Annotated in this window: 23 protein-coding genes and 1 tRNA gene; 13 read left to right on the forward strand and 11 right to left on the reverse strand. The window is 70.1% G+C overall.

The annotated features are described in order from the left end of the window. Positions 1-16: 16 nt before the first annotated feature. From Q0D75_RS07010 to Q0D75_RS07035, 6 genes are all read left to right on the forward strand, one after another. Positions 17-661, forward strand: coding sequence for a DUF2064 domain-containing protein (locus tag Q0D75_RS07010; protein WP_291050922.1), 645 nt, complete (start codon positions 17-19; stop codon positions 659-661). A 13-nt stretch (positions 662-674) separates the two neighbouring features. After that, a complete protein-coding gene (locus Q0D75_RS07015; protein WP_291050924.1) occupies positions 675-1937 on the forward strand; it encodes a molybdopterin-dependent oxidoreductase in 1263 nt (420 codons plus the stop codon). Further along, positions 1937-2401, forward strand: coding sequence for a hypothetical protein (locus Q0D75_RS07020; RefSeq protein WP_291050929.1), 465 nt, complete (start codon positions 1937-1939; stop codon positions 2399-2401). Before Q0D75_RS07015 ends, Q0D75_RS07020 begins: the two co-directional genes overlap by 1 nt. 2 nt (positions 2402-2403) lie before the next feature. After that, positions 2404-3807: a glycosyltransferase family 87 protein gene (locus Q0D75_RS07025; RefSeq protein ID WP_291050932.1), complete on the forward strand. Its 1404-nt coding sequence runs from the start codon at positions 2404-2406 to the stop codon at positions 3805-3807. 79 nt (positions 3808-3886) lie between these two features. Then, positions 3887-4564 carry a hypothetical protein gene (locus tag Q0D75_RS07030; protein WP_291050935.1) on the forward strand — a complete coding sequence of 226 codons (678 nt, stop codon included), beginning with the start codon at positions 3887-3889 and terminating at the stop codon, positions 4562-4564. A gap of 136 nt (positions 4565-4700) precedes the next feature. After that, complete coding sequence (locus Q0D75_RS07035) at positions 4701-6104, forward strand: anthranilate synthase component I family protein (protein WP_291050938.1); 1404 nt, start codon at positions 4701-4703, stop codon at positions 6102-6104. On the opposite strand, the gene Q0D75_RS07040 is transcribed toward Q0D75_RS07035, so the two are convergent. Further along, positions 6082-7113 (reverse strand): hypothetical protein, encoded by a 1032-nt coding sequence (locus tag Q0D75_RS07040; protein ID WP_291050941.1) that lies wholly within the window; start codon positions 7111-7113, stop codon positions 6082-6084. The genes Q0D75_RS07035 and Q0D75_RS07040 overlap by 23 nt on opposite strands. 58 nt (positions 7114-7171) lie before the next feature. Here Q0D75_RS07040 and Q0D75_RS07045 point away from each other — a divergent pair, with 58 nt between their 5' ends. The 3 genes from Q0D75_RS07045 to Q0D75_RS07055 all read left to right on the forward strand — a co-directional run bounded on the left by Q0D75_RS07045 (position 7172) and on the right by Q0D75_RS07055 (position 13681). Then, positions 7172-8470 (forward strand): AAA family ATPase, encoded by a 1299-nt coding sequence (locus tag Q0D75_RS07045; RefSeq protein ID WP_291050944.1) that lies wholly within the window; start codon positions 7172-7174, stop codon positions 8468-8470. Between the two features lie 64 nt (positions 8471-8534). Continuing rightward, a complete protein-coding gene (locus Q0D75_RS07050; RefSeq protein WP_291050947.1) occupies positions 8535-11612 on the forward strand; it encodes an MMPL family transporter in 3078 nt (1025 codons plus the stop codon). Next, positions 11609-13681 carry a YhgE/Pip family protein gene (locus Q0D75_RS07055; RefSeq protein WP_291050952.1) on the forward strand — a complete coding sequence of 691 codons (2073 nt, stop codon included), beginning with the start codon at positions 11609-11611 and terminating at the stop codon, positions 13679-13681. Before Q0D75_RS07050 ends, Q0D75_RS07055 begins: the two co-directional genes overlap by 4 nt. An 81-nt stretch (positions 13682-13762) precedes the next feature. Here Q0D75_RS07055 and Q0D75_RS21025 read toward each other — a convergent pair whose 3' ends face one another. The 8 genes from Q0D75_RS21025 to Q0D75_RS07090 form a co-directional block, all read right to left on the reverse strand. After that, positions 13763-13996 (reverse strand): hypothetical protein, encoded by a 234-nt coding sequence (locus Q0D75_RS21025; protein WP_366513419.1) that lies wholly within the window; start codon positions 13994-13996, stop codon positions 13763-13765. Between the two features lie 55 nt (positions 13997-14051). Beyond that, positions 14052-14711 carry a biliverdin-producing heme oxygenase gene (locus Q0D75_RS07060; RefSeq protein ID WP_291050956.1) on the reverse strand — a complete coding sequence of 220 codons (660 nt, stop codon included), beginning with the start codon at positions 14709-14711 and terminating at the stop codon, positions 14052-14054. A 78-nt stretch (positions 14712-14789) separates the two neighbouring features. Continuing rightward, on the reverse strand, positions 14790-15092 hold the full coding sequence (locus tag Q0D75_RS07065; RefSeq protein WP_291050959.1) for a DUF2470 domain-containing protein: 303 nt from the start codon (positions 15090-15092) through the stop codon (positions 14790-14792). 26 nt (positions 15093-15118) lie between these two features. Continuing rightward, on the reverse strand, positions 15119-15766 hold the full coding sequence (locus Q0D75_RS07070; protein ID WP_291050964.1) for a dienelactone hydrolase family protein: 648 nt from the start codon (positions 15764-15766) through the stop codon (positions 15119-15121). An 87-nt stretch (positions 15767-15853) separates the two neighbouring features. Further along, positions 15854-16957: an MBL fold metallo-hydrolase gene (locus tag Q0D75_RS07075; protein WP_291050967.1), complete on the reverse strand. Its 1104-nt coding sequence runs from the start codon at positions 16955-16957 to the stop codon at positions 15854-15856. Beyond that, positions 16954-17949 carry a nucleoside hydrolase gene (locus Q0D75_RS07080; RefSeq protein ID WP_291050973.1) on the reverse strand — a complete coding sequence of 332 codons (996 nt, stop codon included), beginning with the start codon at positions 17947-17949 and terminating at the stop codon, positions 16954-16956. Before Q0D75_RS07080 ends, Q0D75_RS07075 begins: the two co-directional genes overlap by 4 nt. An 85-nt stretch (positions 17950-18034) precedes the next feature. Further along, on the reverse strand, positions 18035-18433 hold the full coding sequence (locus tag Q0D75_RS07085) for a hypothetical protein (protein WP_291050975.1): 399 nt from the start codon (positions 18431-18433) through the stop codon (positions 18035-18037). Positions 18434-18852: 419 nt separating this feature from the next. Beyond that, positions 18853-18926, reverse strand: a tRNA-Gly gene (locus Q0D75_RS07090). 88 nt (positions 18927-19014) lie between these two features. On the opposite strand from Q0D75_RS07090, the gene dcd reads away from it, so the two are divergent. Continuing rightward, positions 19015-19632: a dCTP deaminase gene (gene dcd, locus Q0D75_RS07095; protein WP_291050977.1), complete on the forward strand. Its 618-nt coding sequence runs from the start codon at positions 19015-19017 to the stop codon at positions 19630-19632. A gap of 21 nt (positions 19633-19653) precedes the next feature. Here dcd and Q0D75_RS07100 read toward each other — a convergent pair whose 3' ends face one another. Together Q0D75_RS07100 and idi are read right to left on the reverse strand one after the other, a co-directional pair. Beyond that, entirely contained in the window at positions 19654-21084 is a 1431-nt protein-coding gene (locus tag Q0D75_RS07100; RefSeq protein ID WP_291050980.1) for an alanine--tRNA ligase-related protein, read from the reverse strand. Between the two features lie 82 nt (positions 21085-21166). Then, a complete protein-coding gene (gene idi / locus Q0D75_RS07105) occupies positions 21167-21715 on the reverse strand; it encodes an isopentenyl-diphosphate Delta-isomerase (RefSeq protein ID WP_291050982.1) in 549 nt (182 codons plus the stop codon). A gap of 45 nt (positions 21716-21760) precedes the next feature. Between idi and Q0D75_RS07110 the strand changes: the two genes are divergently transcribed. The 3 genes from Q0D75_RS07110 to crtI all read left to right on the forward strand — a co-directional run bounded on the left by Q0D75_RS07110 (position 21761) and on the right by crtI (position 25624). Next, the gene (locus tag Q0D75_RS07110; protein WP_291050985.1) at positions 21761-22831 is read left to right on the forward strand and encodes a polyprenyl synthetase family protein; all 1071 of its coding nucleotides are present in this window, start codon (positions 21761-21763) and stop codon (positions 22829-22831) included. Further along, the gene (locus Q0D75_RS07115; protein ID WP_291050990.1) at positions 22828-23712 is read left to right on the forward strand and encodes a squalene/phytoene synthase family protein; all 885 of its coding nucleotides are present in this window, start codon (positions 22828-22830) and stop codon (positions 23710-23712) included. Before Q0D75_RS07110 ends, Q0D75_RS07115 begins: the two co-directional genes overlap by 4 nt. A gap of 67 nt (positions 23713-23779) precedes the next feature. Next, a complete protein-coding gene (crtI, locus tag Q0D75_RS07120) occupies positions 23780-25624 on the forward strand; it encodes a phytoene desaturase family protein (RefSeq protein WP_291050993.1) in 1845 nt (614 codons plus the stop codon). Positions 25625-25635 lie beyond the last annotated feature (11 nt).

Genomic DNA, 25635 nt, shown 5'->3' on the forward strand with positions numbered 1-25635 from the left:
GAACGAGGGACACCCCATGCTCACCATCGTCGTCATCGCCAAAGAATGCATCCCCGGCAAGGTCAAGACCCGTCTGCACCCGCCGCTGAGCTACGAAGAGGCCGCCGACGTGGCATCCGCGAGTCTCGCCGACACCCTCGAGACGGTGCGTGCTCTGCCTTTCACCCGCCTGGTGCTCGCCTTCGACGGCGAGAACGTGCCCGCCGAGGCGCACGGCTTCGAGGTGCTGCCGCAGATCGCCGGAACCCTCGACCAGCGTCTCGCCGCCATCTTCGACACGATCGAGGGCCCGATGGTGCTGATCGGCATGGACACCCCGCAGGTCAGCCGCGCCTCGCTGGAGAGCGTGCTCACCGGATGGCGGGCCGACGTCGACGCCTGGATGGGGCCGGCATCCGACGGCGGGTTCTGGGCCCTGGGGATGCGCGACCCCGACGGATCGCTCATCCGGGGCGTTCCGATGTCGCGCGACGACACCGGAAAGCTGCAGCTGGAGCGCCTTCACTCCGCGGGCCTGACGGTGCGGCTGCTGCCCACGATCAACGACATCGATACCATCGACGACGCCCTCGAGGTGTCCGAACTCGTGCCCACGAGCCGGTTCGGGCGCGCCTTCCGGGCCGTCAGCCGCCGCCTCGTGGCCGAACACGCCACGAGCTGAGCGGGGCTCGCTCATGCGGCGCCTGCTCTCCGAACTCCAGCGGGTCGTCGCCGCGCCCTCCCGCAACCCACGGATGGCGGTGGTGCTCGGCCGGCTGCTGGCCATCGCCTTCCTGCTCTGCTTCGGCACCGGGCTGTACAGCCACTTCCTGCAGGAGCCGCTGCCCTGGATGCGGTTTCCCACCCGGCCCGAGGGGCTCTACCAGCTCACCCAGGGCATCCACATCACCGCCGGGATCGCCTGCTTCCCGCTGATCCTGGGCAAGCTGTACACCGTCTTCCCCGAGCTGTTCCAGACGCCGCCGCTGAAGGGCTTCGTGCACCTGCTCGAGCGGGCGTCGATCGCGATCTTCGTGGGCGCCTCTCTCGTGCAGATCACCATCGGGCTCCTCAACACCTACCAGTGGTATCCGTGGCCGTTCGGCTTCCGCGAGGTGCACTTCGCGCTCTCGTTCGTGGTGATCGGGTCGCTCGCCATCCACATCGCCGTGAAGCTCCCCGTGATCTCCCGGTTCTGGACGAAGCGCCGGGCCGAGCTCGCCTTCGCGGAAGATACCGCCGAGGCCGAGGCCGAGCTCGAGGCCGAACCGCTCGACGGGAAGACGGCGACGGATGCTCGCCCCGTCGGAGGCGTGACCGGTCGCGTGCTGCGCTGGATCGACGACACCCCCGCCCCCGAGCCCGTCGCCTCACGCCGTGGCTTCCTCGGCGTGATCGGCTTCTCGACCCTGGCCGTGGTCGTGCTGACCGCCGGCCAGTCCTTCGCCTTCCTGCGCCCGTCGAACCTGTTCGCGCCCCGCGCCCAGGGCATCGGCCCGCAGAACCTGCCGGTGAACCGCACGGCCGAGGCCGCCCAGGTGACCGTGTCGGCCGTCGCGCCGAACTGGCGGCTCTCGGTGCGCAACGGCGAGACGCAGATCACCCTCACCCGCGACGAGCTGCTCGCCCTGCCGCAGACCGCGGTCGAGCTGCCGATCGCCTGCGTGGAGGGCTGGAGCCAGACCGCCTCGTGGCGGGGTGTGCGGATCAAGGATCTCGCGGCCGCCGTCGGCGCCTCCCAGGATCGCGCCCTGCGCATCACGAGCCTGGAGAAGGAGGGCGGCTACCGCGTGACCACGATGGGGCCGGAGTACGTGGGCGACGACAGCACCCTCGTGGCTCTCGAACTGAACGGCGAGACCTTGGACATCGACCACGGCTACCCGGCCCGCATCATCGCGCCCGGGCGCCCCGGGGTGCTGCAGACCAAATGGCTGAGCTCGCTGGAGGTGTTGTGATGAGGATCACCCGCATCGTCTTGGTGGTCATCGGCGTGCTCGGCCTGCTGCTCGGCGCGCTGGTGCTGGTGATGAAGCAGGATCCGGCGCAGATCGTGGGCGTGGGCGTGTGGATGATCGGCGCCATCCTGCTGCACGACGCCATCCTGTCGCCGCTCGTGGTGGGGGCGGGCATCCTGGTGCGCAAGACGGGGCGGCGGCTTCCCTACGGAATCCTCGCGATCGTGCAGGCCGGGGTCGTCCTGGCCGCCATCCTGGGCCTGATCGTGGCGCCCGAGATCTACGCCAAGACGCTCGGCGTCGCGAACCCGACCGTGCTCCCGCTCGACTACACGCTCAACCTCGTGCTGACCTGGGCTGCGGTGGCGGTGCTCACCGCCGCCTGCTGTGCGCTGTACCTGGCCCGCGCCCGGCGCCGAGCATCCGGAACCGCTCCCGCGCAGGCCGTGACGCGCGAGGATTAGGCGTGCGCATCATCCTCACCGCCGTGCTCCTGGCGGCGCTCGCCGTGCTGACCTGGCTCGGCGTGACCACCGTCGGCTTTCTCGACCCGGCCGACTCGGGCGGTCTGGTGTGGTTCGCCCTCGCCTCCTGGGCGGTGTTCGCTGTGGCCTTCCTGGCGCTCAGGGGCGTGCGCAGCGGCCGATCCGCCGTGGTGGTGGTGCTGGCCGGCTCCCTCGCCCTGGGCGCGGCCGCCCTCGCGGGGCCGCCCACCACCAGCACCGACTCCGCGCGCTACGCCTGGGACGGCATCGTGCAGAGTGCCGGCCACTCCCCCTACGACCACACCCCGGCCGACCAGGCCTACGAGAACCTGCGCCCCGACTGGCTCTACCCGGCGACGATCCCGGATGCCGAGGGCCGGCCCCAGTGCGTCGACGAGGGCGACCGCATCTCCCGCACCCTGAACGTGCCCGGCTTCACGGTGCTGTGCACCACCATCAACCGCCCGCAGGTGCCCACGATCTATCCGCCCGCCGCCGAGCTGTACTTCGCGGGCGTCCGCGCGGTCGTGCCGGCCGAGGCCGCGTACTGGCCCCTCCAGGCGTCAGGCCTCGTGCTCTCGCTGGGCGTGACCGGTCTGCTGCTGCTCACCCTGCGCCGCCGCGGCCTGGATCCGCGGTGGGCCGCCCTCTGGGGCTGGTGCCCGTTCGTGCTCTCCGAGGCGGTCACCAACTCGCACGTCGACGTGCTGGCGGCCCTCCTGGTGCTCGCGGCGAGCATCCTCGTCGCCACCGGGCGCCGGCTGCGCGGCGGCATCGCGCTCGGCGCCGCCATCGCCGTCAAGCTGATCCCGGTGATCGCCGCCCCGGCGCTGCTGCGCAAGCAACCGTGGAAGGTGGTCGTGGGCGCCGTGCTCACCTTCGCCGTGCTCTACGTGCCGTACGTGCTGCTGAGCGGGGTCGGAGTGATCGGCTATCTACCTGGCTACCTCTCCGAGGAGGGCTACGACGACGGATCGCGCTTCGCGCTCGTGTCGCTGCTGTTCCCGGGCGGTGCCGCACTCTGGGCGTCGGCGGTGCTCCTTCTCGCCGTGGCCGTCGTGGTGTGGCGGCGCACCGATCCCGAGTCGCCGTGGCGCGGGCAGCTGCTCATGATCGGCGCGACCCTGCTGATCGTCACCCCGCACTACTCCTGGTACGCGCTGCTGCTCGTGCCGTTCGTGGTGATGACCGGCCGCTGGGAGTGGCTCGCCGTGCCGCTGGCCCTCACGCTGGGACTGCTGCTGCCGGAATTGTGGATCGCGCGGCTCAGCCTGGTGGGCGCGATCATCGTCATCGCGGGGCTCTGGATGGTGCGTCACCGCCTGCAGATCCGCGGAAACACGCGGAACGACCGGCGAAACCTGAGTTTTTCCTGGCAGCCGTGAAAATCGCACCCACCCAATTGCGGGGGTGCGCCGAACTCTTAGTGTCCAGCAAGCACACCAAACACTAAGGATCACGACCATGCGCAAGATCACGAAAGCAACCCTCGGCCTCGCCACTGCTGGCCTCCTCGCCTTCGGCCTCGGGGCCTGCGCGATGGGAAGCAGCGACAGCGGCTCGTCCAGCTCCGACACCTCCTCGTCGGCCAGCGCCACGCCCGAGCCCATCGCCTCGATCGCCAGCCTGACCGGCGTCGACACCGAGGTCACCGTCGATGCGGGCTTCCTCGACGCACTCACCTCGCTCGGCCTCACCCCCGGCGTGGTCGGCACCGCCACCCTGACCGACGGCGTTCTCGCCTTCCCGATCACCGGCGGCAACGTGGACTACTACGACCCCGAGCAGAGCTACCGCCCGTACGTTCAGGGCAGCATCGAGCACGAGGGTTCCGGCCTGTCGCTGACCGCCGGCGGCACCACCGTCGAGCTGACCAACTTCACCATCGACCCCGGAACCTCCAAGCTGTACGGTGACGTCGCCGCCAACGGCGAGTCCGTCGTGAAGCAGGCCTTCCTGTTCGACCTCGACGGCTCGACCCTGAAGCCGCTGCAGACCGAGGGCGACACCGCCATCCTCGAGGGCACCACGGTTCACATCTCGGCTGACGCTGCCGACCTGCTGAACGCCACCTACAAGACCGACGCGGTCAAGGAAGGCCTCCTCGTGGGCGTCGCCAAGATCACGGTCAACACCAAGTAATACCGGTACCACGCACCACCGCTTCACCTGAAGCGCAGAAGGCCCGGCATCCTCGCGATGCCGGGCCTTCGCCGTGTCCGGGGCCCTGCCGTGACCGCTGCTCTGCGGCCGGCACGGCTGCGGCTACCATCGAGGGATGTCGTCCAGGCTGCTGTCGCTCCGGGTCGAGACGGCTCTCTCGGCGTCCGACGCCTTCACGGCGCTCTACGGCGATCGTGACGACGTGTTCTGGTTCGACGATCCGAGCGGGTGGAGCTACATCGGGGCAGGGTCCCAGTGGGTGCCCCAGGCACCCGTGCTGCCGGAGCTGCGCGACGAACTCATCCGGCAGGCCGGCCGGTACGCGTCCGCCGGCGACGAGGACGAGGCGCCGGGATTCCGGCTGGGACTGGTCGGCTGGCTGGGGTACGGGCTGACCGCCGAGACGATGGCGATTCCGGGGATGCCCCGGTCGAGGCATCCGGATGCCGCGTTCCTCCGCGTCGACCGGGCCGTGGCCTTCGGGCCCGACGGATCCGCGGTACTGCTCGCCACCGGTGACGCCCGCACCGCCGACGGTGTCTGGGGCGCCGAGGCCGTGGCTTGGCGCGCGCACGTGCGGCGGGTGCTCGCCGCCCCGCCTCCGTCGCCGCATCCGCAGCCCGATCGCACGGTGCACACTCCGCGCTCGGCGCGCTGGCACGACGACCGCGACTCGTACCTCGCCAAGGTGCATGCCTGCCAGGAGGCGATCGCGCGCGGCGATGCGTACGTGCTGAACCTCTCGACCGAGATCACCGTGGAGACGGGCCCGGATGCGCTCGACCCGCTCGCGGTGCACCGGCGGCTCCGTGAGCTCTCGCCCAGTCACCACGCGGCCTACCTGCGGATCGGCGGCGTGACACTGGTCAGCTCCTCCCCCGAGACGTTTCTCGAGGTCGATCCCGGGGCGCGCGTGGCCCGCACGCACCCCGTGAAGGGCACCCGGCGGCGGTCGGCCGATCCGCTCGCCGATGCGCGACTGCGCGACGAGCTGCTCGCCAGCGAGAAGGAGCGCGCCGAGAACGTGATGATCGTCGATCTGATGCGCAACGACCTGGCACGGGTGGCCCAGCCGGGCGGCGTGGAGGTGGAGCGCCTGCTCTACACCGAGACCTTTCCGCAGGTGCATCAGCTGGTCAGCAGCGTGCGGGCGCGCTTGCGGCCGGATGCGGACGCGCCCGGCCTGATCGAGGCCGTGTTCCCGGCCGGCTCGATGACCGGTGCCCCGAAACGCAGCGCCGTCGGCATCCTGAACGAGCTCGAACAGCGCCCACGCGGTCTGTACGCCGGAGCCTTCGGGTATTTCGGGCGCGACGGCCGGATCGACCTGGCGATGTCGATCCGGTCGATCGTGATCGATGTCCAGGGCGCCACCATCGGAGTCGGCGGAGGCATCACCGCGCTGTCCATTCCCGACGAGGAATACGACGAGGTGCAGTTGAAAGCCGCCGCTCTGCTGAGTGCGCTGGGCGCAGCATCCGGCCCGGTCGACGACGCTATGTGCGCGGAGCGAAGGTGATCGATCCGTCCGGTTCGATCGTGACGGTGAAGGTGACCGCGTAGGGGATCGACTCGTCGCGGGCCGACACCGTTCCGTCGAAGAGCGAGCGCACCTGCACCGAGACCCGCGCGCTGCCCGAGGCGTTCGGCACCACCCAGCTGTCCTGGCCGGCGATGAGCGTGAGCTGCGGATAGCTCTCGATCGACCACTGCGGTTCGGTGGTGATGCGGTCGTTCACGTCGAGGCCGAAGGGGCAGCCGGGCGGGTAGAGCAGCGGCTGGGCGGCGCAGTCGTTCAGGAAGCCGTCCACCGCATCCTGAACCGCCTTGAGGAACGTGGTCGTGGGCTGCACGTCGATGATGGCCGTGACCGAGCTCGAGGCCGTGGTCGCGGTGAGGTTCACCGGCACGGCGCCGAGGTACTCGGAGGAGTGCGAGAGCTCGGTGAGGCTCGGAACCAGTACCGTGTACGCGCCGCCGGTGTGGAACGCCGAGGGGTCGTCGAGCGCGATCTGCGAGTCGCCCGCCGTGAACGAGGCCGCGTGCGACACCGTCACCGTGGCCGTCGCCGTGGGCGAGCGCTGGAACGACCACTGCGGGAAGACCAGCCAGCTGAAGCCGGTCTGCACCACGTCGAACTCGGACTGGGCGGGCACCTTGAACCCGTTCGCGCCCTCGAGGAGGTAGGAGTAGACGACCCGGTGCCGATCCGATGCGATCTCGGTGTCGCTGACGAGCTGGATGTCACTCAGGTCGCTCATCGCGGCGGTCGAGATCAGCGACGCGGATCCGGTGCCGGCCTCGTCGTCGGTGCCGAGGTCGAGACCCGGGGTCGCCAGCACGGCGCCCAGATCGCGCTGCGCGAGCGCATCCAGGTAGATGCGCACGAAGGCCGGTGCGCTGTAGACCTCGCGGTTCAGGATGCCGACGGCCGAGATGAGCGCGGCGATCGTCAGCAGGAACAGACCCGTCCAGATCACGATCGAACGATGCAGCGCTGTGCGCCTCTCATCGTCGGCCGAGCTCATGTGCACAGTTTAGGCGGGAGGCCGGGAAAGGCCCCGGGCCGCCGGGTACATTGGGGTGGTGCCTCGTCCTCCGCTCTCCGCCGAACAGCAGCGGGTGTTCGAGCTGATCGAGGGCACGCGCAAGCACGTGTTCGTCACCGGCCGGGCCGGAACGGGCAAGTCGACGCTGCTGAACCACCTCTCCTGGAACACCGAGAAGCAGCTCGTCATCTCGGCGCCGACGGGTGTCGCCGCGCTGAACGTGGGCGGGCAGACCATCCACTCCCTCTTCCGGCTGCCGATCGGGGTCATCGCCGACCACGACATCGAGCAGAACGCCGAGGTGCGGAAGCTGCTCAACACCATCGACACGCTCGTGATCGACGAGGTCTCGATGGTGAACGCCGACCTGATGGACGCGATCGACCGCTCGCTGCGCAAGGCGAGGCAGCGGCGGGCCGAGCCCTTCGGCGGTGTGCAGGTGGTGCTGTTCGGCGATCCGTACCAGCTGGCCCCGGTGCCGGGCGACGGCGAGGAGCGCGCCTACTTCGCCGACCACTACCGCTCGATGTGGTTCTTCGACGCGAAGGTGTGGGAGGAGGCGGAGCTCAACATCGTCGAGCTCACCGAGATCCACCGGCAGAGCGACGACCAGTTCAAGTTCATGCTCAACGCGGTGCGCTTCGGCATGGTCACCAAGGAGATCGCCGACGTGCTGAACAGCACGGGCGCCCGCACTCCGCCGGATGACGGCCCGATCACGCTCGCAACCCGCAACGACGCCGTCAACCGCATCAACCAGACGGCCCTCAAGAAGCTGCCGGGTCGGATGCTGAGTGCCAAGGCCGAGATCAGCGGTGACTTCGGCGGGCGGGCCTATCCGGCCGACCTGAACCTCGAGCTGAAGGTGGGGGCGCAGGTGATGTTCCTGCGCAACGACGCCGATCAGCGCTGGGTGAACGGCACCGTCGGCACGGTCACGAAGATCGACTCCACGGTGTTCGTGGAGGTCGACGGCGAGGTGCACGAAGTGGATCCGGTGGCCTGGGAGAAGCACCGCTACTCCTACGCGCCCGAGTCGAAGCAGCTCTCCAAAGAGGTGATCGGCGAGTTCACGCAGTTCCCGCTGCGGCTCGCCTGGGCCGTCACCATCCACAAGTCGCAGGGGCAGACCTACGACTCGGCCGTGGTCGATCTCGGCGCCCGAGTGTTCAGCCCCGGCCAGACCTACGTGGCGCTCAGCCGCCTCACCTCTCTCGAAGGGCTCTACCTCACGCGCCCCCTGCGGCCCTCCGACATGATCGTCGACCAAGACGTGCTGAAGTTCATGAGCTCGCGCCCGCGGCGGGCCGCCGAGCCGCCCCCGACTGCCCCTTAAGGGGGGAACATCCCGCCCGAATGCGGGCGCGCCAGCCGATACCCTTCAACAGGGAAGGGGTGTCATGGCTACGCTGCTGTACCGGATCGGGCGGTTCGCCGCACGGCGGAGCATCGCCGTCATCGTCGGCTGGGTCGTGGTGCTGGGTCTCGCCGTCGCCGGCGCGGGGGCCCTCGGCGGTGTGATGACCTCGTCGTTCACCATCCCGGGCACCGAGTCGCAGCAGGCGATCGACATGCTCGAGCAGCGCTTCCCCGAGGCGTCCGGCGGCACGGCGAAGGTGATCTACGTCGCACCCGAGGGTAAGACGGTCGACGATTTCGAGAATCAGATCGCCGCATCCGTCGCCGCCCTCACGCCCCTGGACCACGTCTCCGGCGTGACCAGCCCGTTCTCGGCCGACGCCACCGCGCAGATCAACGACGACCGCACCATGGCCTACGCCTCGGTTCAATACGACGTGGCCGCGACGACCCTCACCGAGACCGAGAACGAGGCGGTCGTCGCTGCCGGCGACACCGCGGCATCCGACGGTCTCAGCGTGTACTTCTCGGGCGTCACCGATCCGCCCGCGTCGGCCGTCGACTACACCGAGCTGGCCGGCCTGGTGGTGGCGTTCATCGTTCTGCTGATCACGTTCGGCTCGCTGCTGGCGGCCGGGATGCCGCTGATCACCTCGCTGATCGGGGTGGGCGCCACCTCGATGATCATCACGATCGTCTCCGGTTTCGTCACGATCTCGGCCACCGCACCCCTGCTGGCCACCATGCTGGGTCTCGCCGTGGGCATCGATTACGCCCTGTTCATCGTGGCGCGGCACCGCACGCAGCTGATCCACGGCATGGATCCGAAGGAGTCTGCCGCCACCGCCGCCGCCACGGCGGGCAGCGCGGTCGTGTTCGCCGGGCTCACCGTCATCATCGCTCTGCTCGGACTCTCGGTGGTGCAGATCCCGTTCCTGAGCGTGATGGGCATCGGCGCGGCCATCTCGGTGGTGATCGCCGTGCTGGTGGCGCTCACGCTCGTGCCCGCGGTGCTGGGGCTGCTCGGGCGCACGCTCAAACCCAAGCCCACGTCGCGGGCCGCCCGCCGGGAACTCGCTTCGGTCGATCCCACCTCCAGGCGCCGCACCCTCGGGGCGCGCTGGGTGGCGGTGGCCACAGCCAAGCCCGTGATCACCGTCATCGTGGTGGTGATCGGCCTCCTGGTCGTCGCGCTGCCCGCCGCCTCCTCGCGACTGACGCTTCCGGATGCCGGCTACAACCCGCCCGGATCGATGTCGCGTGAGGGCTACGAGCAGCTCACCGACGGGTTCGGGCCGGGCTTCAACGGGCCGCTGCTGGTGACCGCCGACATCTCGAAGATCACCGACCTGCAGCCGGCCCTCACCGCCCTGAAAGACCAGTTCACCGGGCTCGACGACGTGGCCAGCGTGAGCACGGTCATCCCGAACGCGACGCTGGACATGGCGATCGTGTCGATCATCCCGTCCAGCGCGCCCGACAGCGTGCAGACCGAGAACCTCGTGCACACCATCCGCGACGCCGCGCCTGCGTTCGAGGCGGCCAACGGCTTCACGTACCAGGTGACCGGACAGACGGCCGTCGGCATCGACGTGTCGGCCCGGCTGTCGGATGCGCTGGTGCCGTTCGCCGTGGTGGTGGTGGGGCTGTGCATCATCCTGCTGACGATCGTGTTCCGCTCGCTGGCGGTGCCGATCTCGGCCACCGTCGGCTACCTGCTCTCGGTCGGCGCCTCGTACGGCATCGTCACCGCCGTGTTCGAGTGGGGATGGCTGGCCGACGTGTTCGGGGTGGCGAAGGTGGGGCCTGTGATCAGCTTCTTCCCCATCCTCTTGATGGCCGTGCTGTTCGGCCTCGCCATGGACTATCAGGTGTTCTTGGTGTCGCGGATGCGCGAGGAGTTCGTGAAGACCGGTGACCCGCACTACGCGGTGAAGCACGGCTTCATCGGCGCGGCCCGCGTGGTGACGGCGGCCGCCTGCATCATGTTCGCCGTGTTCGCCTCCTTCGTGCCGAGCGGCAACGCCGTGCTGCAGCCGATCGCGCTGGGGCTCGCGGCGGGAGTGTTCATCGACGCGTTCCTGGTGCGGATGACGTTCATCCCGGCCATCATGACGCTGCTCGGCCGACTGGGCTGGGCGATGCCGCGGCGCCTCGAGCGGGCGCTGCCGAACGTCGACCTCGAGGGCGAGGGCGTGCGCGAGATGCTCGACGCGGTGGCCTGGCGGCCGCTGCAGGGCGACGGTCCTGCTGCTCCGGATGCCGTTGACGCTCCGGATGCCGCCTCCGCGGTCTCCCGGCAGAACCCGGACGCCCGCCCCTACGCCGTGGCCGCCGAGCACGCGATCGTGGAGTCGGCCGCCGCAGGTGGCCTGGTGGCGCCGTTCTCGGTGCGGGCCGAGGCGGGATCGCTGGTGCTCGTCACGGGTGCCGCCGACACGCATCCGCAAGCCGTCGTCGCGGCCATCGCGGGCCGCCAGCGCCTGCTCGAAGGGCATCTGCGCGTGCTCGATCAGCCGCTGCCGGTGCACGGCGCCGCGCTCCGCCGCCACACCCTGCTGGTGGCGCGCCCGGTGGAAGCCGACCTGCTCGCCGATCGACTGCCGCTCGGAAAGCTGCCGCCGGGTGCGCTCAGCGTGCAGGAACGCCTGCAGCGCGAGCTCGGCGACGAGCTCACCGAGCTGTGGGGCGGCGAGCTGGCCACGGAGTGGATCCGCCAGGTGGCCATCGCCACGGCGACCGCCGGGATCGTGTCGGGCCGGGGATCGCGCGCGCAGCCGCGGGTGCGGCTGATCGCGCTCGACGGCACCGGCATCCCGACCGCGCACCTGCAGCACGCGCTCGGCGTGATCGACGCGGCGCTGCCCTTGGAGACCACGCTGGTGGTGGCGCATCACGGAGCGAGGCTCGAGGCCGGAACCCGGCCGGTGAGCGTGATCGCGCTCGCCGCGGTGGCGCCGACCCCGCCCACTCCCCCGTCGCCGCCCGGGCGGGTGCCGCCGGCGGTGGCCACGGCACCCGACGACCCGGGCGCGTCCGTCGGCCCTGAGGGGCCCGACGATCCGGACACTCCCGACAACCCGACCGCCCCGAACCCCCGAGAGGACGTGACCGCATGAGCAGCCTCCGCTCCCTCGTCCGCCGCGGTGACAACGGCGGCCTTTCGCCGCTGGCCCGGCGGGTGGCCATCGTGCTGGCCGTGCTCACCCCCCTGCTGATCGCGGGCGTGGCCGTGACTGCGCTCCGTGCGAACGCCGAACCGGTCGCCTCCGGTGGCGGCAGCGGTGATTCCTCCGCGTCGGCTCCGGTGCTGCCGGCCGCCGTGGTGAACCTCGACCAGATCATCTACCTGCAGGATGACGGCACCGTGGTGCCGGCCGATCCGTCGACCCCGAACCAGGCCGGCACGCCGGTCGCCGCCGGCAAGCTGCTGGTCAGCGAGCTCACCTCGGGCGACTCGGGCCAGGGCTTCAGCTGGACGGTGACGGATGCCGACACGGCTTCCGACGGATTGACCGCCGGCCAGTACTCGGCCGTCGTGACCATCCCGAAGGACTTCTCGGCCGCGTACGTCTCCACGGCGACCAGCGCTCCCGTGCAGGCGCAGCTGCAGGTGCAGACCAACGGCGCCAACAGCTACGTCACCGAACTGCTGGCCAGCGCTCTGTCGGCCGATCTGCAGGCCGCGCTCTCGGACAAGGCCACGCAGAGCTTCGTCACCAACACCCTCGGCGCGTTCACGGCGCTGAACACCAACCTGGCCAAGGCCGCCGACGGCGCGGGCCAGCTGGCTGCGGGTGCGACGACCCTCGCGGGGTACCAGGGCGATCTCGCGACCGGGCTCGCCGGTGCGGCCAAGGGCGGCACCGACCTCGACACCGCCGTACAGGGTCTGGCGGTGGGGATGCGGGCGATCGCCGACGGCACCGCCGATCTTCCGACCTATGCGCAGCTGCTGTCGGAGGGCTCGACCGGCGTGACCGATGGGATCGGCGTGCTCAAGTCGCGGCTGGCCGACGAGACCGCGGCGAGCTATGGGATCGACCAGCAGCAGAAAGATCTGGAATCCGCCATCGATGCGCTCAGCGCTCGGGTTCCGGATCTCACTCCGGCCGAAATCCAAACGCAGCTCACGGCCCTGCGCGACCAGGCCGCGGGTATCCGCGTGCAGTCGTTCGGTGTCACGGCGGGAATCGGGCTGGACGCGTTGGGCGTGACCGGGCTAGAGGCTTTCTCAGCCGAGGTCAGCAAAGGCAACGCGGCCTTCGCCGAGGATCTGCCGCTGCTCACCACCACCCTCGCCGGGGTGGCCGACGGCACCGAGAAGCTGGCGGTCGGCACGAGCACGCTGGCCAAGGGTCTCGGCGACCTGTCCACCGGCGCCTCGGGCATCGCCACGGGATCAACCGACCTCGCGACGAACACGGGTGCGCTGGCCACGGGTCTCGGCGAGATCGTCGCCAAGATCCCCACCTACACGACCGACCAGCAGACCACGATGGCGACCGTGGTGTCGCAGCCCATCGTCACCTCGCAGAGCGATGTCGACGCCCTCCCCTCCCCCGCCGCCGCCATCGCCGCGGTGGCCGTGCCGCTGGCGCTGTGGATCGGCGCCTTCGCCATCTACCTGCTGCTGCTGCCGTTCGGCCGCCGCGAGTTGGCCTCGACGGCGTCCACCTTCCGGGTCGTGGTCGGCTCGCTGGTACCGGCGGCGATCCTCGGAGTCGTCCAGGCCGCCGTCGTGGCGATCGTGCTGTTCGCGGTGGGGGCCCAGCCCGCCCATGTGGCCGGCAGCATCCTGTTCTCGCTGGTGATGTCGCTGTCGTTCGTGATGCTGCACCAGGGGCTGGTGGCGCTGTTCGGCCAGGCCGGGCGCCTGATCTCGCTCGCTCTGGTGGTCGTGCAGATCGCCGCAGCGGCCGTGATCGTGCCGAACGGGCTCAGTTCGCCGTTCTACACCGGCCTCGCCTCGCTGCTGCCGCTCTCGCATGCCATCACAGGCATGCAAGCCCTGATCGGCGGTGGGTCGGTCGCGGTGGCGGCTCAGGAGGCCCTGCTGCTGATCGTCTTCGCTCTGATCGGCCTGGCGCTCACCCTGATCGCGGTCACCCGGGCCCGCTCCCGCAGCACGATCCTCGTGCTACCGACCGCCGCATCCGCATCCGCATCCGCCCCCGTTCCGGCCTGAGGGCTGGGGCGTGGTGAGTTCGCGACCGTGGATGGGGCTGGATAGCGACGGACGTGGCTCACACGCCCTGGCGGACGACCTCTAGCGGCCCCTCCTCGGGTGTCGGCGGCTCGAACCGCTAACGTTCCCCGCCGCGACGTGGCGCAGCAAGCGCGATTTCAGGTCTGCGGCCACCTCGGCGACCACGTCGGCGGAGGGCATCGTCGTGATTCCGCGATCCCAGAATTCCACCTCGAACGACAAACGCGTCCAGCCCTCGCGTTCCAGGCGTGTGGCGTACGTGGTCTTGCCGGTGCCACCTGGCCCGCACATCATCACGACCCGAGGTCGCCCTGTCTCGTCCACCGCCACCGGACGGGACCTCAGCGCCCTAGGCGACCTGGGTGGCGGAGGCCTTCGCGTCGGCGAGGTCGAGGAAGAGCTCGGTGTTGAAGCGGTAGGCGACGAGCACCTCGTCGATCACGCGCTCGCGCTCGGCGTCGTCCCAGGTGACGGCGTCGAGCTGGGTGCGGTAGGTCTCCTTGAACTCCTTGGGCTTCGCGATGTCGCCGAAGAGATAGAAGCCCACACCGTTGGTCTCGAAGCCGAACTGGCGCTGCATCAGGGTGCGGATGATCTGGCCGCCCGAGAGGTCGCCGAGGTAGCGGGTGTAGTGGTGGGCGATGAAGCCACCGTTCCAGGTGGCCGCGACCTCGTTGATGCGGCGCACGTAGCGCTCGGTCGTGGGCAGCGGGGTGATCTGGTCTTTCCAGTCCTCCCCGATCAAGAAGCGCAGGTCTTCTTCGATGGCCGGCAGGCGGGTGAGCTTCGGCGAGATGAACTCCGCGGCGACCGGGTCGTTCTTCATGCGGCCGGCGGCCGCCTCGATGGCCTCGTAGATGAAGTAGTGCTGGGCCACCAGGGCGATGTAGTCGTCCTTCGTTCCCTTGCCGCTCATCAGATCGGTCATGAACCCGGCGCCCTCGCTGTCGCTGTGTCCGGTCCAGGTGCGCTCGCGGAGCGCCTGCGAGAAGGGGATTACGGCAGCCATAGGTCATTCCCAGCGGTCGAGTGAGGTTAGTGTTACCTAACTTTAGCGGAGGATGCGCCCGTCGACCCTATGAATTCTTCAGGAGTGCGGGCGCGGCTCGACGCCGAGCACCGCGCACGCACCGTCGTAGAGGGCCACGATCTCGCGCCGTACTTCGGCCCGCTCGGTGATCGGGCCGGCCGGCCAGACGACGGTGGCGGGGCTCGTCACGCCTGCCACCGTCACGTCCCACTGCCCACCGTCGCCGTCGAGCCCGGTCATCACGGAGCCCTCCGCAGACGGATCCACGAAGGCCCGCGCGATGAGCAGGTTGTCGTCGGTGTGGTCGCCGTTCATGTGGCGCAGGATGGCGTCGGTGATGTCGGAGGAGAAAGTCGTCACGGGCACCAACGCTAGCTGACGGCCGCTCAGTCCAGCAGCTGCGCCTGCAGGAAGTAGGTCGAGCGGGCGAAGGCGAGTGCCGCGGCGTTCTTGTCGAGCAGCTCGAGCACCGTGGCGTTGGCGAAGCCGCCGCTCGCGCTCGCGTAGCTGTACTGGGTGACGGGGGTGCCGTGCTCCTTGAGTCGGCCGATGAACTCGTCGACGTCGATTCCGCCCGCCCAGGCCTGGTCGTGCGCCCGGTGCAGCAGCACGGGGCAGGGGATGACGCCGGCGTCGTCGTCGCCGAGCACGGCGTAGTAGGCGACCACGGCATCCGCGGAGCCGCTCTGGGCGAGCTTCAGCGCGAGACGCCCGCCGATGCCGAGCCCGATCACGCCCACCCGCGGGGCGCCGTGCCCGCGGCCCACCGCGACCGCGTCGTCGAGGGCCGCCAGAGCGAAGCCCTCATCCATCCGCTCGACGAGTTCGGCGGCGCCCTCGGCCTGCACGGTCGCGAGGCCGTCGAACAGATCGGGCACCACGACCTGGAAACCCTGGTTCGCCAGCGCCGTGGCGTAGGCCTCGAGGTAGGGGAGGCGACCGTGGTCGTCGTGCACGATCACGATGGCGGGGCGTCCGGGCTCCCCGAACTCCAGGGGCCACCCCGGCGAGGGGATGTCGACGAATTCGGCCACATCACCCTCCGGTCGCTCGGCTCAATTCAACCACGGCGCGCCGGATCCGCCCGGAGGCGGGCGCCGTGCCCGAGCCGAGCCGCGCCGTCAGCCGGCCGAGGCCCGCAGGTACTGCACGTGCATCGCGGTCTGCGCGAGCGCCGAGAACAGGTAGAAGCCGCTGAGGTTGTGCCAGCCGGCGGTCCAGGTGACCTCCGAGGCGATCTGCCAGACCGGGGCATCCGGATGCTCGCGCACGATCGCGGCGATCTCGTCGCTGCGGCGCAGATGGTGGCGTCTGGTCGTCTCGATCCGCCCCACCGGGTCGGCGAAGCGGTAGCCGTGCCCGGGGAACACCTCGTAGCCGCCGTAGCCCTCGAGCAGCTCGAGGGAGCGCAGGTAGTCGCCGATCGGATCGGCCGCCGGCCCGCCCAGCCCGATGCCGGGGAACATGGCGGGCAGCAGCGTGTCCCCGGTGAAGACGATCCGCTGCCGCTCATGCACCAGGCAGACGTGGCCGCGGGTGTGGCCCGGAGTCAGCAGCACCCGCAGGGGATGTCCGGGCAGGTCGATCAGCTGATCGTGCTCGAGCAGCAGATCGGCCCGCACCGGGGGAGTGGAGGCCGCGGAATCGCCGTTCAGCCGCGCCGCGACGGCATCGAGCTCCCCGATCCGTTCGGGCGGCACGCCCCATTCGGCGAAGGGGGTGGCGCGGCCGGCCGCGGCATCCGGAGCGGGGCCGGCTGATCGAACCCGCTCGAGGAGCGCCTCCTGCTCGAGGCGGTGCAGCGCGATCCGTGCGCCCGACTCCCTTCGGAGCCTGTCTGCCATGCCGATGTGATCGGGATGCAGGTGCGTGACGAGGATCGTTGCGAGGTCGCCGAGGGAGGCGCCGATCTGCGCGAACAGTCGGGCGAGGCGCTCATGGTTCTCGTCGGAGTCCCAGCCGGGATCGATCAGGTGCAGGGCGCCGTCGGTGTCGTGCACCAGATAGCTCAGGGTGAAGTGCGGCGGATACTCGGCCGGCATCGGCTGGGGGAGAACCCAGATACCGGGCCGCACCTGCACGGGGCCGGGGAGAATCACGGCGGCGTCCGCGCCCTTCGTCGCGTCGGCACCGGCGAGTTCGGCGCGGTACTCGGCGAGATCGAGCGGCTCGGGGAAGCCTGCGGGCAGGGGCGGGTGCAGCGGCGCGGGACCCGGGGAGCTCACGGCAGCACGGCGATCGTGTCGAGGAACAGGCGGGCGTAGCGGGGCGCATCGACGTCGAGCGCGACATCGATCGGAACGGCCGCCGCGATGCCGCCGGTGGCACCGCCCGCGCCGCTGCCGTGCACGGTGTCTTCGCCGATGCGACCGCGCCGATCCACGATCGTCTGGCCGCGGCCGAAACCCGCGAGGTCGACGCGCACCGGGCGGTGCTCGATCCGCAGGGCGCCGGGGTCGACGAGGGCGCAGAGCGCGCCGGCGTCGCCGATGTGGCCGCCGTAGGCCTGCGGATCGGGCTCCTCGCCGGGATGCTCGGCCTCGTCGGCCATCTGGTGCTGCAGCAGGGCACCGGCCAGCCGCCCCGACGCCGAGGATCCGGCGAGCAGAGCCGCAGCATCCGACTCCTCGATGCTCACCTGATTGAACACGTCGAGCCCGTACATGAAGGCGGGAACGCCCGAGTCGAGCACGATCGCGGCGGCCTCGGGATCGTGCCACACGTTGAACTCGGCGACCGGTGTGGCGTTGCCGCCGCTCGCGGAGCCGCCCATGAACAGGATGCGCTCGATCTTCGGCGCCACCTCGGGACACTGCCGCAGCAGCAGGGCGAGGTTCGTCTGCGGGGCCAGCGCCACGATCGTCACCGGCTCGTCGGAGGCGAGCAGGATGTCGCGCGTGAAGTCGACGGCGTGGCGCGGGTCGACCGGCCGATCGCTTGCGGGCAGGCCCGTGTCACCCAGCCCGTCGGCGCCGTGCACGTGCGAGGAGCGCACCGGTTCGATCAGCGGCCGGCGGGCGCCGGCGGCGACGGGAACCGGGGGAGCGCCGGCGGTGTCGAGCACTTTCAGGGTGTTGGCGACGACGTTCTCGAGCGACGTATTCCCCGCGACGCATGTGATTCCCACGAGCTCGATCTGCGGATGCGCGACCGCGAACAGGATGGCGAGGGCGTCGTCCACCCCGGTGTCGACGTCGAGCAGCACACGATAGGTCATCGCTTCAATCTACCGGCGACGGCGAGCGGGCTTCGGCGGCGAGCGGACGGCGGCGGGCAGCCCGCCGGCGGCCGATGACCCCGCGCTACTTCTTCGGCCTGGTCGACCAGAGCGCCCACGCCACGAGGACGGGCTGGAACAGCAGCCGGACCGCCCGCTTGCGATCGGTGTCGAGCCCGAACGCGTCGCGCTCGTGCAGCCACTGCGAGATGTTGCCCGGGAAGATCGCCGTGAAGAACGCCGCAGCGACCCCGCCGACGGCCTTCTGATGCCCGGGAAGCGCGATCAGTGCGGCCCCCAGGCCGATCTCGGCCACGCCGGAGGCGAGCACCACGGTGTCGTCCTTCAGCGGAACCCAGTCGGGAACCTGCGCCTGGAAATCCTTGCGGGCGAACGTCAGGTGGGAGGTCCCGGCGAACACGAGCGCGGCGCCGAGGGCCACCCGCCCGATGGTGCGGGCGAGGGAGCGAGAGGAATCAGCCATTCCGCCATCCTGCTCCGGATGCGGCCACGGCGAAAGGCCCACCTGGGCGGGATCACCGGGGGTCACCGCATGTTCGGACGGACGCGGCACCTGGCAAGCCCCTGGGCAACCCCTAGCCGGGAATGATCCGTCACCGTAGGTTCAGTGGGTCGGACCCGATGACGTCTACGGTTTGATGGCCGTCAACCCGACAAGCGGTACCCCAATGCCGCGGGAAGACAGGTCCAAGGCTTCCCGTCAGTCCGACCCCAAACGGGCTGGCGGGGGGCTTCCGTCGTTAGGTCGAGGGGGCAGCGGTAAGGCCGAGGGGAGATGCCGGCCCCAACCAGCGCCTCAACCCTCGACCCCAACGGGACAGCGGTGACGTTGCCCCGTTGCTTAGATCTTTGCACCCCGTGGGCCGAACCGCTCGGCACGACTGGAGCGGATGACGGGAATCGAACCCGCGCTATCAGCTTGGGAAGCTGAAGTTCTACCATTGAACTACATCCGCGTATCCGCAAAACCGGACGTCTCGAGGATAGCAGGCCCGCCCTCGCCGGGCGCCCGCGCGGGGAAGCTCCCGCCGTTACACTGACTGCGTGCTCCTCTCCGACCGCGACATCCGCACCCAGATCCGTGAGAACCGCGTCAGCCTCGAGCCCTACGAGCCCGCGATGCTGCAGCCCTCGTCCATCGACGTGCGGCTCGACCGGTACTTCAGGCTGTTCGACAACCACAAGTACCCGTTCATCGACCCGGCCGAGGACCAGCCTGAGCTCACCCGGCTGATCGAGACCAAGCCCGATGAGCCGTTCATCCTGCACCCGGGCGAGTTCGTGCTCGGCAGCACCTTCGAGCGCGTCAGCCTGCCCGACGACATCGCCGCCCGCCTCGAGGGCAAGAGCTCACTCGGCCGGCTGGGGCTGCTGACGCACTCCACCGCCGGCTTCATCGACCCCGGCTTCTCGGGGCACGTCACGCTCGAGCTGTCGAACGTGGCGACGCTGCCGATCAAGCTCTGGCCGGGCATGAAGATCGGGCAGATGTGCTTCTTCCAGCTCTCCAGCCCCACCGAGCGGCCCTACGGATCGAGCGAGTACTCCTCGCGGTACCAGGGTCAGCGCGGCCCGACGGCCTCGCGCTCGCACCTGAACTTCCACCGCAGCGACGTCTCCGCCGTCACCGACGGCGCCACCGACGGCAGCCTCGGCGGCTGATTACGACGCCGAGGCGGGCCGTCAGGCGGTAGCGCCTCCGGGCAGGCCGGCCGCGCCGAGGCGCGTGGCGCCGCGCGAGCGGGCGCGCTGCTCCTCGAGGGCCTCGGTGAACTCCGCCTCCCAGTCGGCGGCCACCTCGATGCCGAGGCGGCGCGCCTCTTCGACCGAGAGCTCCCGCGGGAACCCGTGCGTGTCCGACAGGCGGAACACGTCGATGCCGGTCAGCGTGCGCCCCTGGTACTCGGCCAGTGCCACCAGTCCGCCCTCGAGCGTGCGGCGGAACGAGTTCTCCTCCTTCACCAGCACCGCGATGACCTCGTCACGCGAGGCGGCGACCTCGGGATAGTCGTTCGCGTACAGGTCGGCGATCACGGGCACGATCGACGAGAAGAAGTTCTCGGTCAGCCCGAGCGACAGCGCCAGACGGATCGCGCGCCGCAGCAGCCGCCGCATCACGTAGCCCTGCTCCTTGTTGGAGGGCCGCACGCCGTCGACGGCCAGGAAGGTCGCCCCGCGCAAGTGGTCGGCGATGATCCGCATCGCCTCGGTCTCGTCGTCGTACGAACGACCCGTCAGCTTCTGGAGCGCCTCGACGATCGGCCAGAGCAGCGAGATGCGGAAGACGTCGTCCGAGCCGATCGACGCGGCCGCGATCCGCTCCAGCCCGCCGCCGAAGTCGACGTTCCGCTTCTCGAGCTCCTCGAACGAGCCGTCGGGCAGGCGGTGGTACTGCATGAAAACCTGGTTGCCGATCTCCATGAACTGCCCGCCGTCGCTGGCCGGATGCGCCAGGCCGTACGAGGCATCCTGATGCGCCGGACCGAAGTCGTAGAACACCTCGCTGTCGGGCCCGCAGGGGTCGCCGATCGGCGTCGCCTCGAGCGATCCGCCGCGCGACCACCAGTTCTCGCCGCCGTCGTAGAAGAAGATGCGCTCGCCCTCGCGCACGCCGCGGGCGTCGCCGTCGGCCTGCGAGCCGATCTCGGCGATGCCGTTCGAGACGCCGCGCTCGGCGAAGACGGCGGCCCAGATCGAGGCGGCCTCGTCGTCACGCGGGATGCCGTTGGCCGGGTCGCCGATGAAGCAGGTGACGTAGATGTGCGACGGATCCAGCCCCACGACATCCACCAGGAAAGTGAAGAACTGCCGGATCTGCTCCTCTTTGAAGTAGTCGCCGAGCGACCAGTTGCCGAGCATCTCGAAGAAGGTGGTGTGCCGGTTGTCGCCCACGTCGTCGATGTCCTGCGCCCGCACGCAGGGCTGGCTGTCGGTGAGGCGCTTGCCCGCCGGGTGCTCCTCGCCGAGCAGGTAGGGCAGCAGCGACTGCATCCCGCTGCCGTTGAACAGCGTGCTCGTGTCGCCGCGCGGCACCAGCGGCGCTCGCGGAATGACCGTGTGCCCGTTCGCTTCGAGCAGGGCGAGGTAGGAGTTGCGGATCTCGTGGGCGTCCATGCACTCAGCATGCCAGAGGGGGAGTGCGCCGATCGAGCCCCGTTCGGGGCGGATCGGGCCGAACCCGCGCGCGGCGGACGGATCAGGCCGGCTGCAGCGGCTCCAGCTGCGGCAGTTGCAGGGCCAGCCAGGGGCTGAAGGCCCAGGGCGTCAGCGACACCGCGAGCTGCAGTTCGGCGGCCTCGGCCCAGCGCCACTCCGCCACCTCGTCGGGGTTCGGCTCCACGGGGCCGGCCGCGCGAGCGGTGTAGACCGGGCAGATCTCGTTCTCCACGATCCCGGATGCGTCGACCGCGAGATACCGGAAGTCGGGCAGGGCCAGTGCCACATCCGACAGCTCGAGCCCCAGTTCGGTTGAAGCGCGCCGCCGCACGGCGTCGTGCAGATCTTCGCCGGGAGCGGGATGGCCGCAGAACGAATTGGTCCACACCCCGGGCCAGGTGAGCTTCGACAACGCCCGGCGGGTCACCAGGATGCGGCCGGCCTCGTCGAACACGTGGCAGGAGAAGGCCAGATGAAGGGGAGTGTCCGAGCTGTGCACCGTGCGCTTGTCGGCCACGCCGATCGGATCGCCGGCGTCGGACAGCAGGATCACCTGCTCGCTCAGGAGGGGCTCGGTTCGGGCGCTCATTTCACTATTGTCCTTTATTACTTGGTAACCATGTAAATTGAGGATATGGACACGCACGATCTGGTCGCGGTGTCGGAGCGCCGACAGAAGCACGTCGAGCGGGTGCTCTCGGGGTTCTTCAGCGACTCCCACTATCGTGCGAAAGATCTGGGCGCGCCATACGCCACCCTCTGGAAGACGCTCGAGCGCAACACCACCGGCGGCAAGCGGTTCCGGCCCCGCATGGTGATGGCGGCCTACGAGGCCCTCGGCGGCACCGACATGGACGCCTCCGCCCACGTCGGCGCGGCCTTCGAGCTGCTGCACACCGCGCTGATCGTGCACGACGACGTGATCGACCGCGACTTCGTGCGCCGCGGTGGCCCGAACGTCTCGGGCAGCTACCGCGACATCGCCACCACCGCGGGCATCCCGCTCCCCGTGGCGGAGCACCGCGGGATGTCGGTGGCGATCATCGCCGGCGACCTCGCCCTCTTCAACTCCTACCGCCTGATCGACCGCTCGGGCGTCGAGGGCATCCTGCGCACCCGGCTGCACGACATCCTCGACGAGTCGATGTTCACGGCCGCGGCCGGCGAGCTCTACGACGTCGACTTCTCCATCCGCACCGATCCGCCGACGGTCGACGAGATCGTCGAGATGGAGCGGCTCAAGACCGCGGGTTACTCGTTCGAGGGCCCGCTGATCGCGGGCGCCGTGCTCGCGGGTGCGAGCCAGGCGGCGACGGATGCCCTGGGTGCGTTCGGCCGCAACATCGGCATCGCCTACCAGATCGTCGACGACCTGCTCGGGGTGTTCGGCGACGAAGACGCCACCGGCAAGACCACGCTCGGCGACCTGCGCGAAGGCAAGCGCACGGTGCTGCTGGCGCACGCCGTGACCCAGCCGCAGTGGAGCGAGGTCAGCGCCCTGTTCGGCTCGCCCACCCTCGACGCCGGCGAGGCCGAGCGCATCCGTGCCGTCTTGGAGGCGACCGGATCGCGCCGCTTCGCCGAGGCCCTCGCCCGCGACTTCGCGAACCGCGCCTGGGAGGCGCTCACCAGCGACGCCCTCCCGGAGGCGGCCCGCGAGGAGTTCCGCCCCATCGTCGCCTCGGTGCTCGGGCGGGTGCGATGAGCCGAACGGTGGCCACGAGCCTCTACGACCGGGTGGCGATGGAGGCGGCATCCGTCGTCATCCACCGGTACTCGACCTCCTTCGGCCTCGCCTCCCGACTGCTCGACAAGCCGGTGCGGCAGCACGTCGAGAACATCTACGCCCTGGTGCGCCTGGCCGACGAGGTGGTCGACGGCGTGGCGGCGGATGCCGACCTACCCGAGGCCGCCATCCGCGACCGGATCGACGCCCTCGAGCGCGAGACCTGTGCGGCGATGGAGTGCGGATACAGCACCAACCTGATCGTGCACGCCTTCGGCTGGACGGCTCGGCGCGTGGGCATCACCGACGAGCTGACCACCCCGTTCTTCCGCTCGATGCGCGCCGACCTCTCGGCCACGAAGCACACGCCCGAGTCGTTCGACGACTACGTCTACGGGTCGGCCGAGGTGGTGGGCCTGATGTGCCTGGCGGCCTTCCTGCACGACACCGCCACGAGCGACCGGGCCCGCGAGGGCCTCGCCGATGGTGCCCGGCACCTCGGGGCGGCCTTCCAGAAGATCAACTTCCTGCGCGATCTGGCCGCCGACTTCGGCACGCTCGGCCGCAGCTACTTCCCCGGCATCGAGGTGAGCACCTTCACCGAGGCGGAGAAGGAGCGCATCATCGCCGACATCGACGACGACCTGCGCATCGCCCGCGCCAGCCTGCCCGGCCTCCCCGCCTCCAGCCGCAGGGCCGTCGCGCTCGCCCAGGGACTGTTCGAAGAACTGACGGATCGGCTCCGCGTCACCCCCGCATCCGTGCTCGCCACGGCGCGCGTGCGCGTTCCGAACCCGGTGAAGGCGAGAATAGCTGCGGGGGCCGCACTCGGGCGACTGCCCCGGGCCAGAGTTCGATGACGACCCACACGTCTCGCGCTTCTCGCGCGACCCGCACGCTCAGCACCAACGAGGGAGACCCGATCCAGTGACGGCAGACGCAGCACAGACGCCGACGGCCAAGAAGGCGATCGTCATCGGCGGTGGCATCAGCGGACTGGCGAGTGCCGCCCTGCTGGCGCACGAGGGCTGGTCGGTGACGCTGCTGGAGAAGAACGCCCAGCTCGGCGGCCGGGCGGGGTCGTGGGAGCACTTCGGATTCCGCTTCGACACCGGCCCCTCCTGGTACCTGATGCCCGAGGTGTTCGACCACTTCTTCCGTCTGCTGGGCACGAGCGCGGAGGCCGAGCTCGACCTCGTGAAGCTCGACCCGGGCTACCGCGTCTACTTCGAGGGCGGGTTCACCCCCGTCGACCTGGCCGACAACCGCGACGACAACCTCGAGCTGTTCGAGTCGCTCGAGCCGGGATCCGGCGTGCGGATGGCCGGCTACCTCGACTCCGCGGCCGAGACCTACGAGCTGGCCAAGGAGTACTTCCTCTACTCGACCTTCGAGAAGATCAGCCCACTGCTCGCCGGCCCGGTGCTGAAGCGGCTTCCCCGTCTGGTGCGGCTGCTGACCGAGCCGCTGGCCACCTTCGCGGGGCGCACGGTGAAGGATCCGCGGCTCGTGCAGGTGCTCGGCTACCCGGCGGTCTTCCTGGGATCATCCCCATATTCCGCTCCGAGCATGTATCACCTGATGAGCCACCTCGACCTCGACGAGGGGGTGCTCTACCCGCGCGGAGGCTTCACCTCGGTGATCGCCGCGATCGAGCGGCTGGCTCGCGACGCCGGTGTCGAGATCGTCACCGGCGCGGATGTCGCGCGCATCACCGTCGAGGTGGAGGGCGCCGCCCTCGTGGTGCCTGAACCGGTCGACGTGTACGACTACGAGACCACCGAGTTCGACACGAACGTCATCGACCGCGACGAACTGCGCCGGGTGCTGGCCGGCGAGGTGTCGTCGGCGCCCGTGCCCGAACCCGAGCCCGTCTCGACCCCTCCGAAGGTGAAGCCGCGCGTCGGCGGCGTGCACTACACCGACCCCGCGGGCCGTGCCCACTCGCTCGAGGGCGGCCTGGTCGTCTCGACGGCCGACCTGTGGCACACCGAGACCTCGATGCTGCTGCCCGAACTGCAGACCTACCCCGAGAGCTACTGGGAGAAGAAGGTCGCGGGCCCGAGCGCCTTGCTGATCATGCTCGGTGTGCGCGGCGAGCTGCCCGAGCTGGAGCACCACACCCTGTTCTTCGCCAAGGACTGGAAGACGAACTTCGGCGACATCTTCAGCGCCTCCCCGCGCATCCCGGAGCCCGCCTCGCTCTACGTCTGCAAGCCCAGCGCCACGGATGACGCGGTCGCCCCCGAGGGGCACGAGAACCTCTTCGTGCTGGTGCCGATCCCGGCCGACCCGAGTATCGGTGCGGGCGGCATCGACGGCGCCGGCGATCAGCGGATCGAAGAGCTCGCCGACACGGTGATCGCCCAGATCTCGGAGTGGGCCGGCATCCCCGACCTCGCCGAGCGGATCGTGCTGCGCCGCACGGTCGGTCCCGCCGACTTCGCCTCCGATCTGAACTCGTGGAAGGGCAGCGCGCTCGGGCCGGCGCACACCCTTCGGCAGAGCGCGATGTTCCGCGCGCGCAACGTGAGCGCGAAGGTCGACGGTCTGTACTACGCGGGCGGGTCGACGACACCGGGCATCGGCCTGCCGATGTGCCTGATCAGTGCCGAACTCGTGCTGAAGCGGTTGCGCGGCGACACGAGCACGACCGCGTTGCCCGAGCCACTGGTGGCTCCGGCCGGGGTCGTCGCCGCCTCGGCGGAGGCGGATGCGGGTACGGATGCGGCGTCGACGGATGCCGGGGCCGCCCCCGGCGACACGGACTGACCGCGCATCCC

Source organism: Herbiconiux sp. (assembly GCF_023264855.1).
GTDB lineage: Bacteria > Actinomycetota > Actinomycetes > Actinomycetales > Microbacteriaceae > Herbiconiux.

Bases quoted from the DNA above. Each gene is read 5' to 3' on its own strand.
- Q0D75_RS07010 (WP_291050922.1), top strand. From the start codon at position 17: ATGCTCACCATCGTCGTCATCGCCAAAGAATGCATCCCCGGCAAGGTC.
- Q0D75_RS07035 (WP_291050938.1), top strand. From the start codon at position 4,701: ATGTCGTCCAGGCTGCTGTCGCTCCGGGTCGAGACGGCTCTCTCGGCG.
- Q0D75_RS07100 (WP_291050980.1), bottom strand. From the start codon at position 21,084: ATGGACGCCCACGAGATCCGCAACTCCTACCTCGCCCTGCTCGAAGCG.
- Q0D75_RS07015 (WP_291050924.1), top strand. From the start codon at position 675: ATGCGGCGCCTGCTCTCCGAACTCCAGCGGGTCGTCGCCGCGCCCTCC.
- Q0D75_RS07050 (WP_291050947.1), top strand. From the start codon at position 8,535: ATGGCTACGCTGCTGTACCGGATCGGGCGGTTCGCCGCACGGCGGAGC.
- Q0D75_RS07030 (WP_291050935.1), top strand. From the start codon at position 3,887: ATGCGCAAGATCACGAAAGCAACCCTCGGCCTCGCCACTGCTGGCCTC.
- Q0D75_RS07060 (WP_291050956.1), bottom strand. From the start codon at position 14,711: ATGGCTGCCGTAATCCCCTTCTCGCAGGCGCTCCGCGAGCGCACCTGG.
- Q0D75_RS07085 (WP_291050975.1), bottom strand. From the start codon at position 18,433: ATGGCTGATTCCTCTCGCTCCCTCGCCCGCACCATCGGGCGGGTGGCC.
- Q0D75_RS07020 (WP_291050929.1), top strand. From the start codon at position 1,937: ATGAGGATCACCCGCATCGTCTTGGTGGTCATCGGCGTGCTCGGCCTG.
- Q0D75_RS07040 (WP_291050941.1), bottom strand. From the start codon at position 7,113: ATGAGCTCGGCCGACGATGAGAGGCGCACAGCGCTGCATCGTTCGATC.
- idi (WP_291050982.1), bottom strand. From the start codon at position 21,715: ATGAGCGCCCGAACCGAGCCCCTCCTGAGCGAGCAGGTGATCCTGCTG.
- Q0D75_RS07080 (WP_291050973.1), bottom strand. From the start codon at position 17,949: ATGACCTATCGTGTGCTGCTCGACGTCGACACCGGGGTGGACGACGCC.
- Q0D75_RS07115 (WP_291050990.1), top strand. From the start codon at position 22,828: ATGAGCCGAACGGTGGCCACGAGCCTCTACGACCGGGTGGCGATGGAG.
- Q0D75_RS07110 (WP_291050985.1), top strand. From the start codon at position 21,761: ATGGACACGCACGATCTGGTCGCGGTGTCGGAGCGCCGACAGAAGCAC.
- Q0D75_RS21025 (WP_366513419.1), bottom strand. From the start codon at position 13,996: ATGATGTGCGGGCCAGGTGGCACCGGCAAGACCACGTACGCCACACGC.
- Q0D75_RS07055 (WP_291050952.1), top strand. From the start codon at position 11,609: ATGAGCAGCCTCCGCTCCCTCGTCCGCCGCGGTGACAACGGCGGCCTT.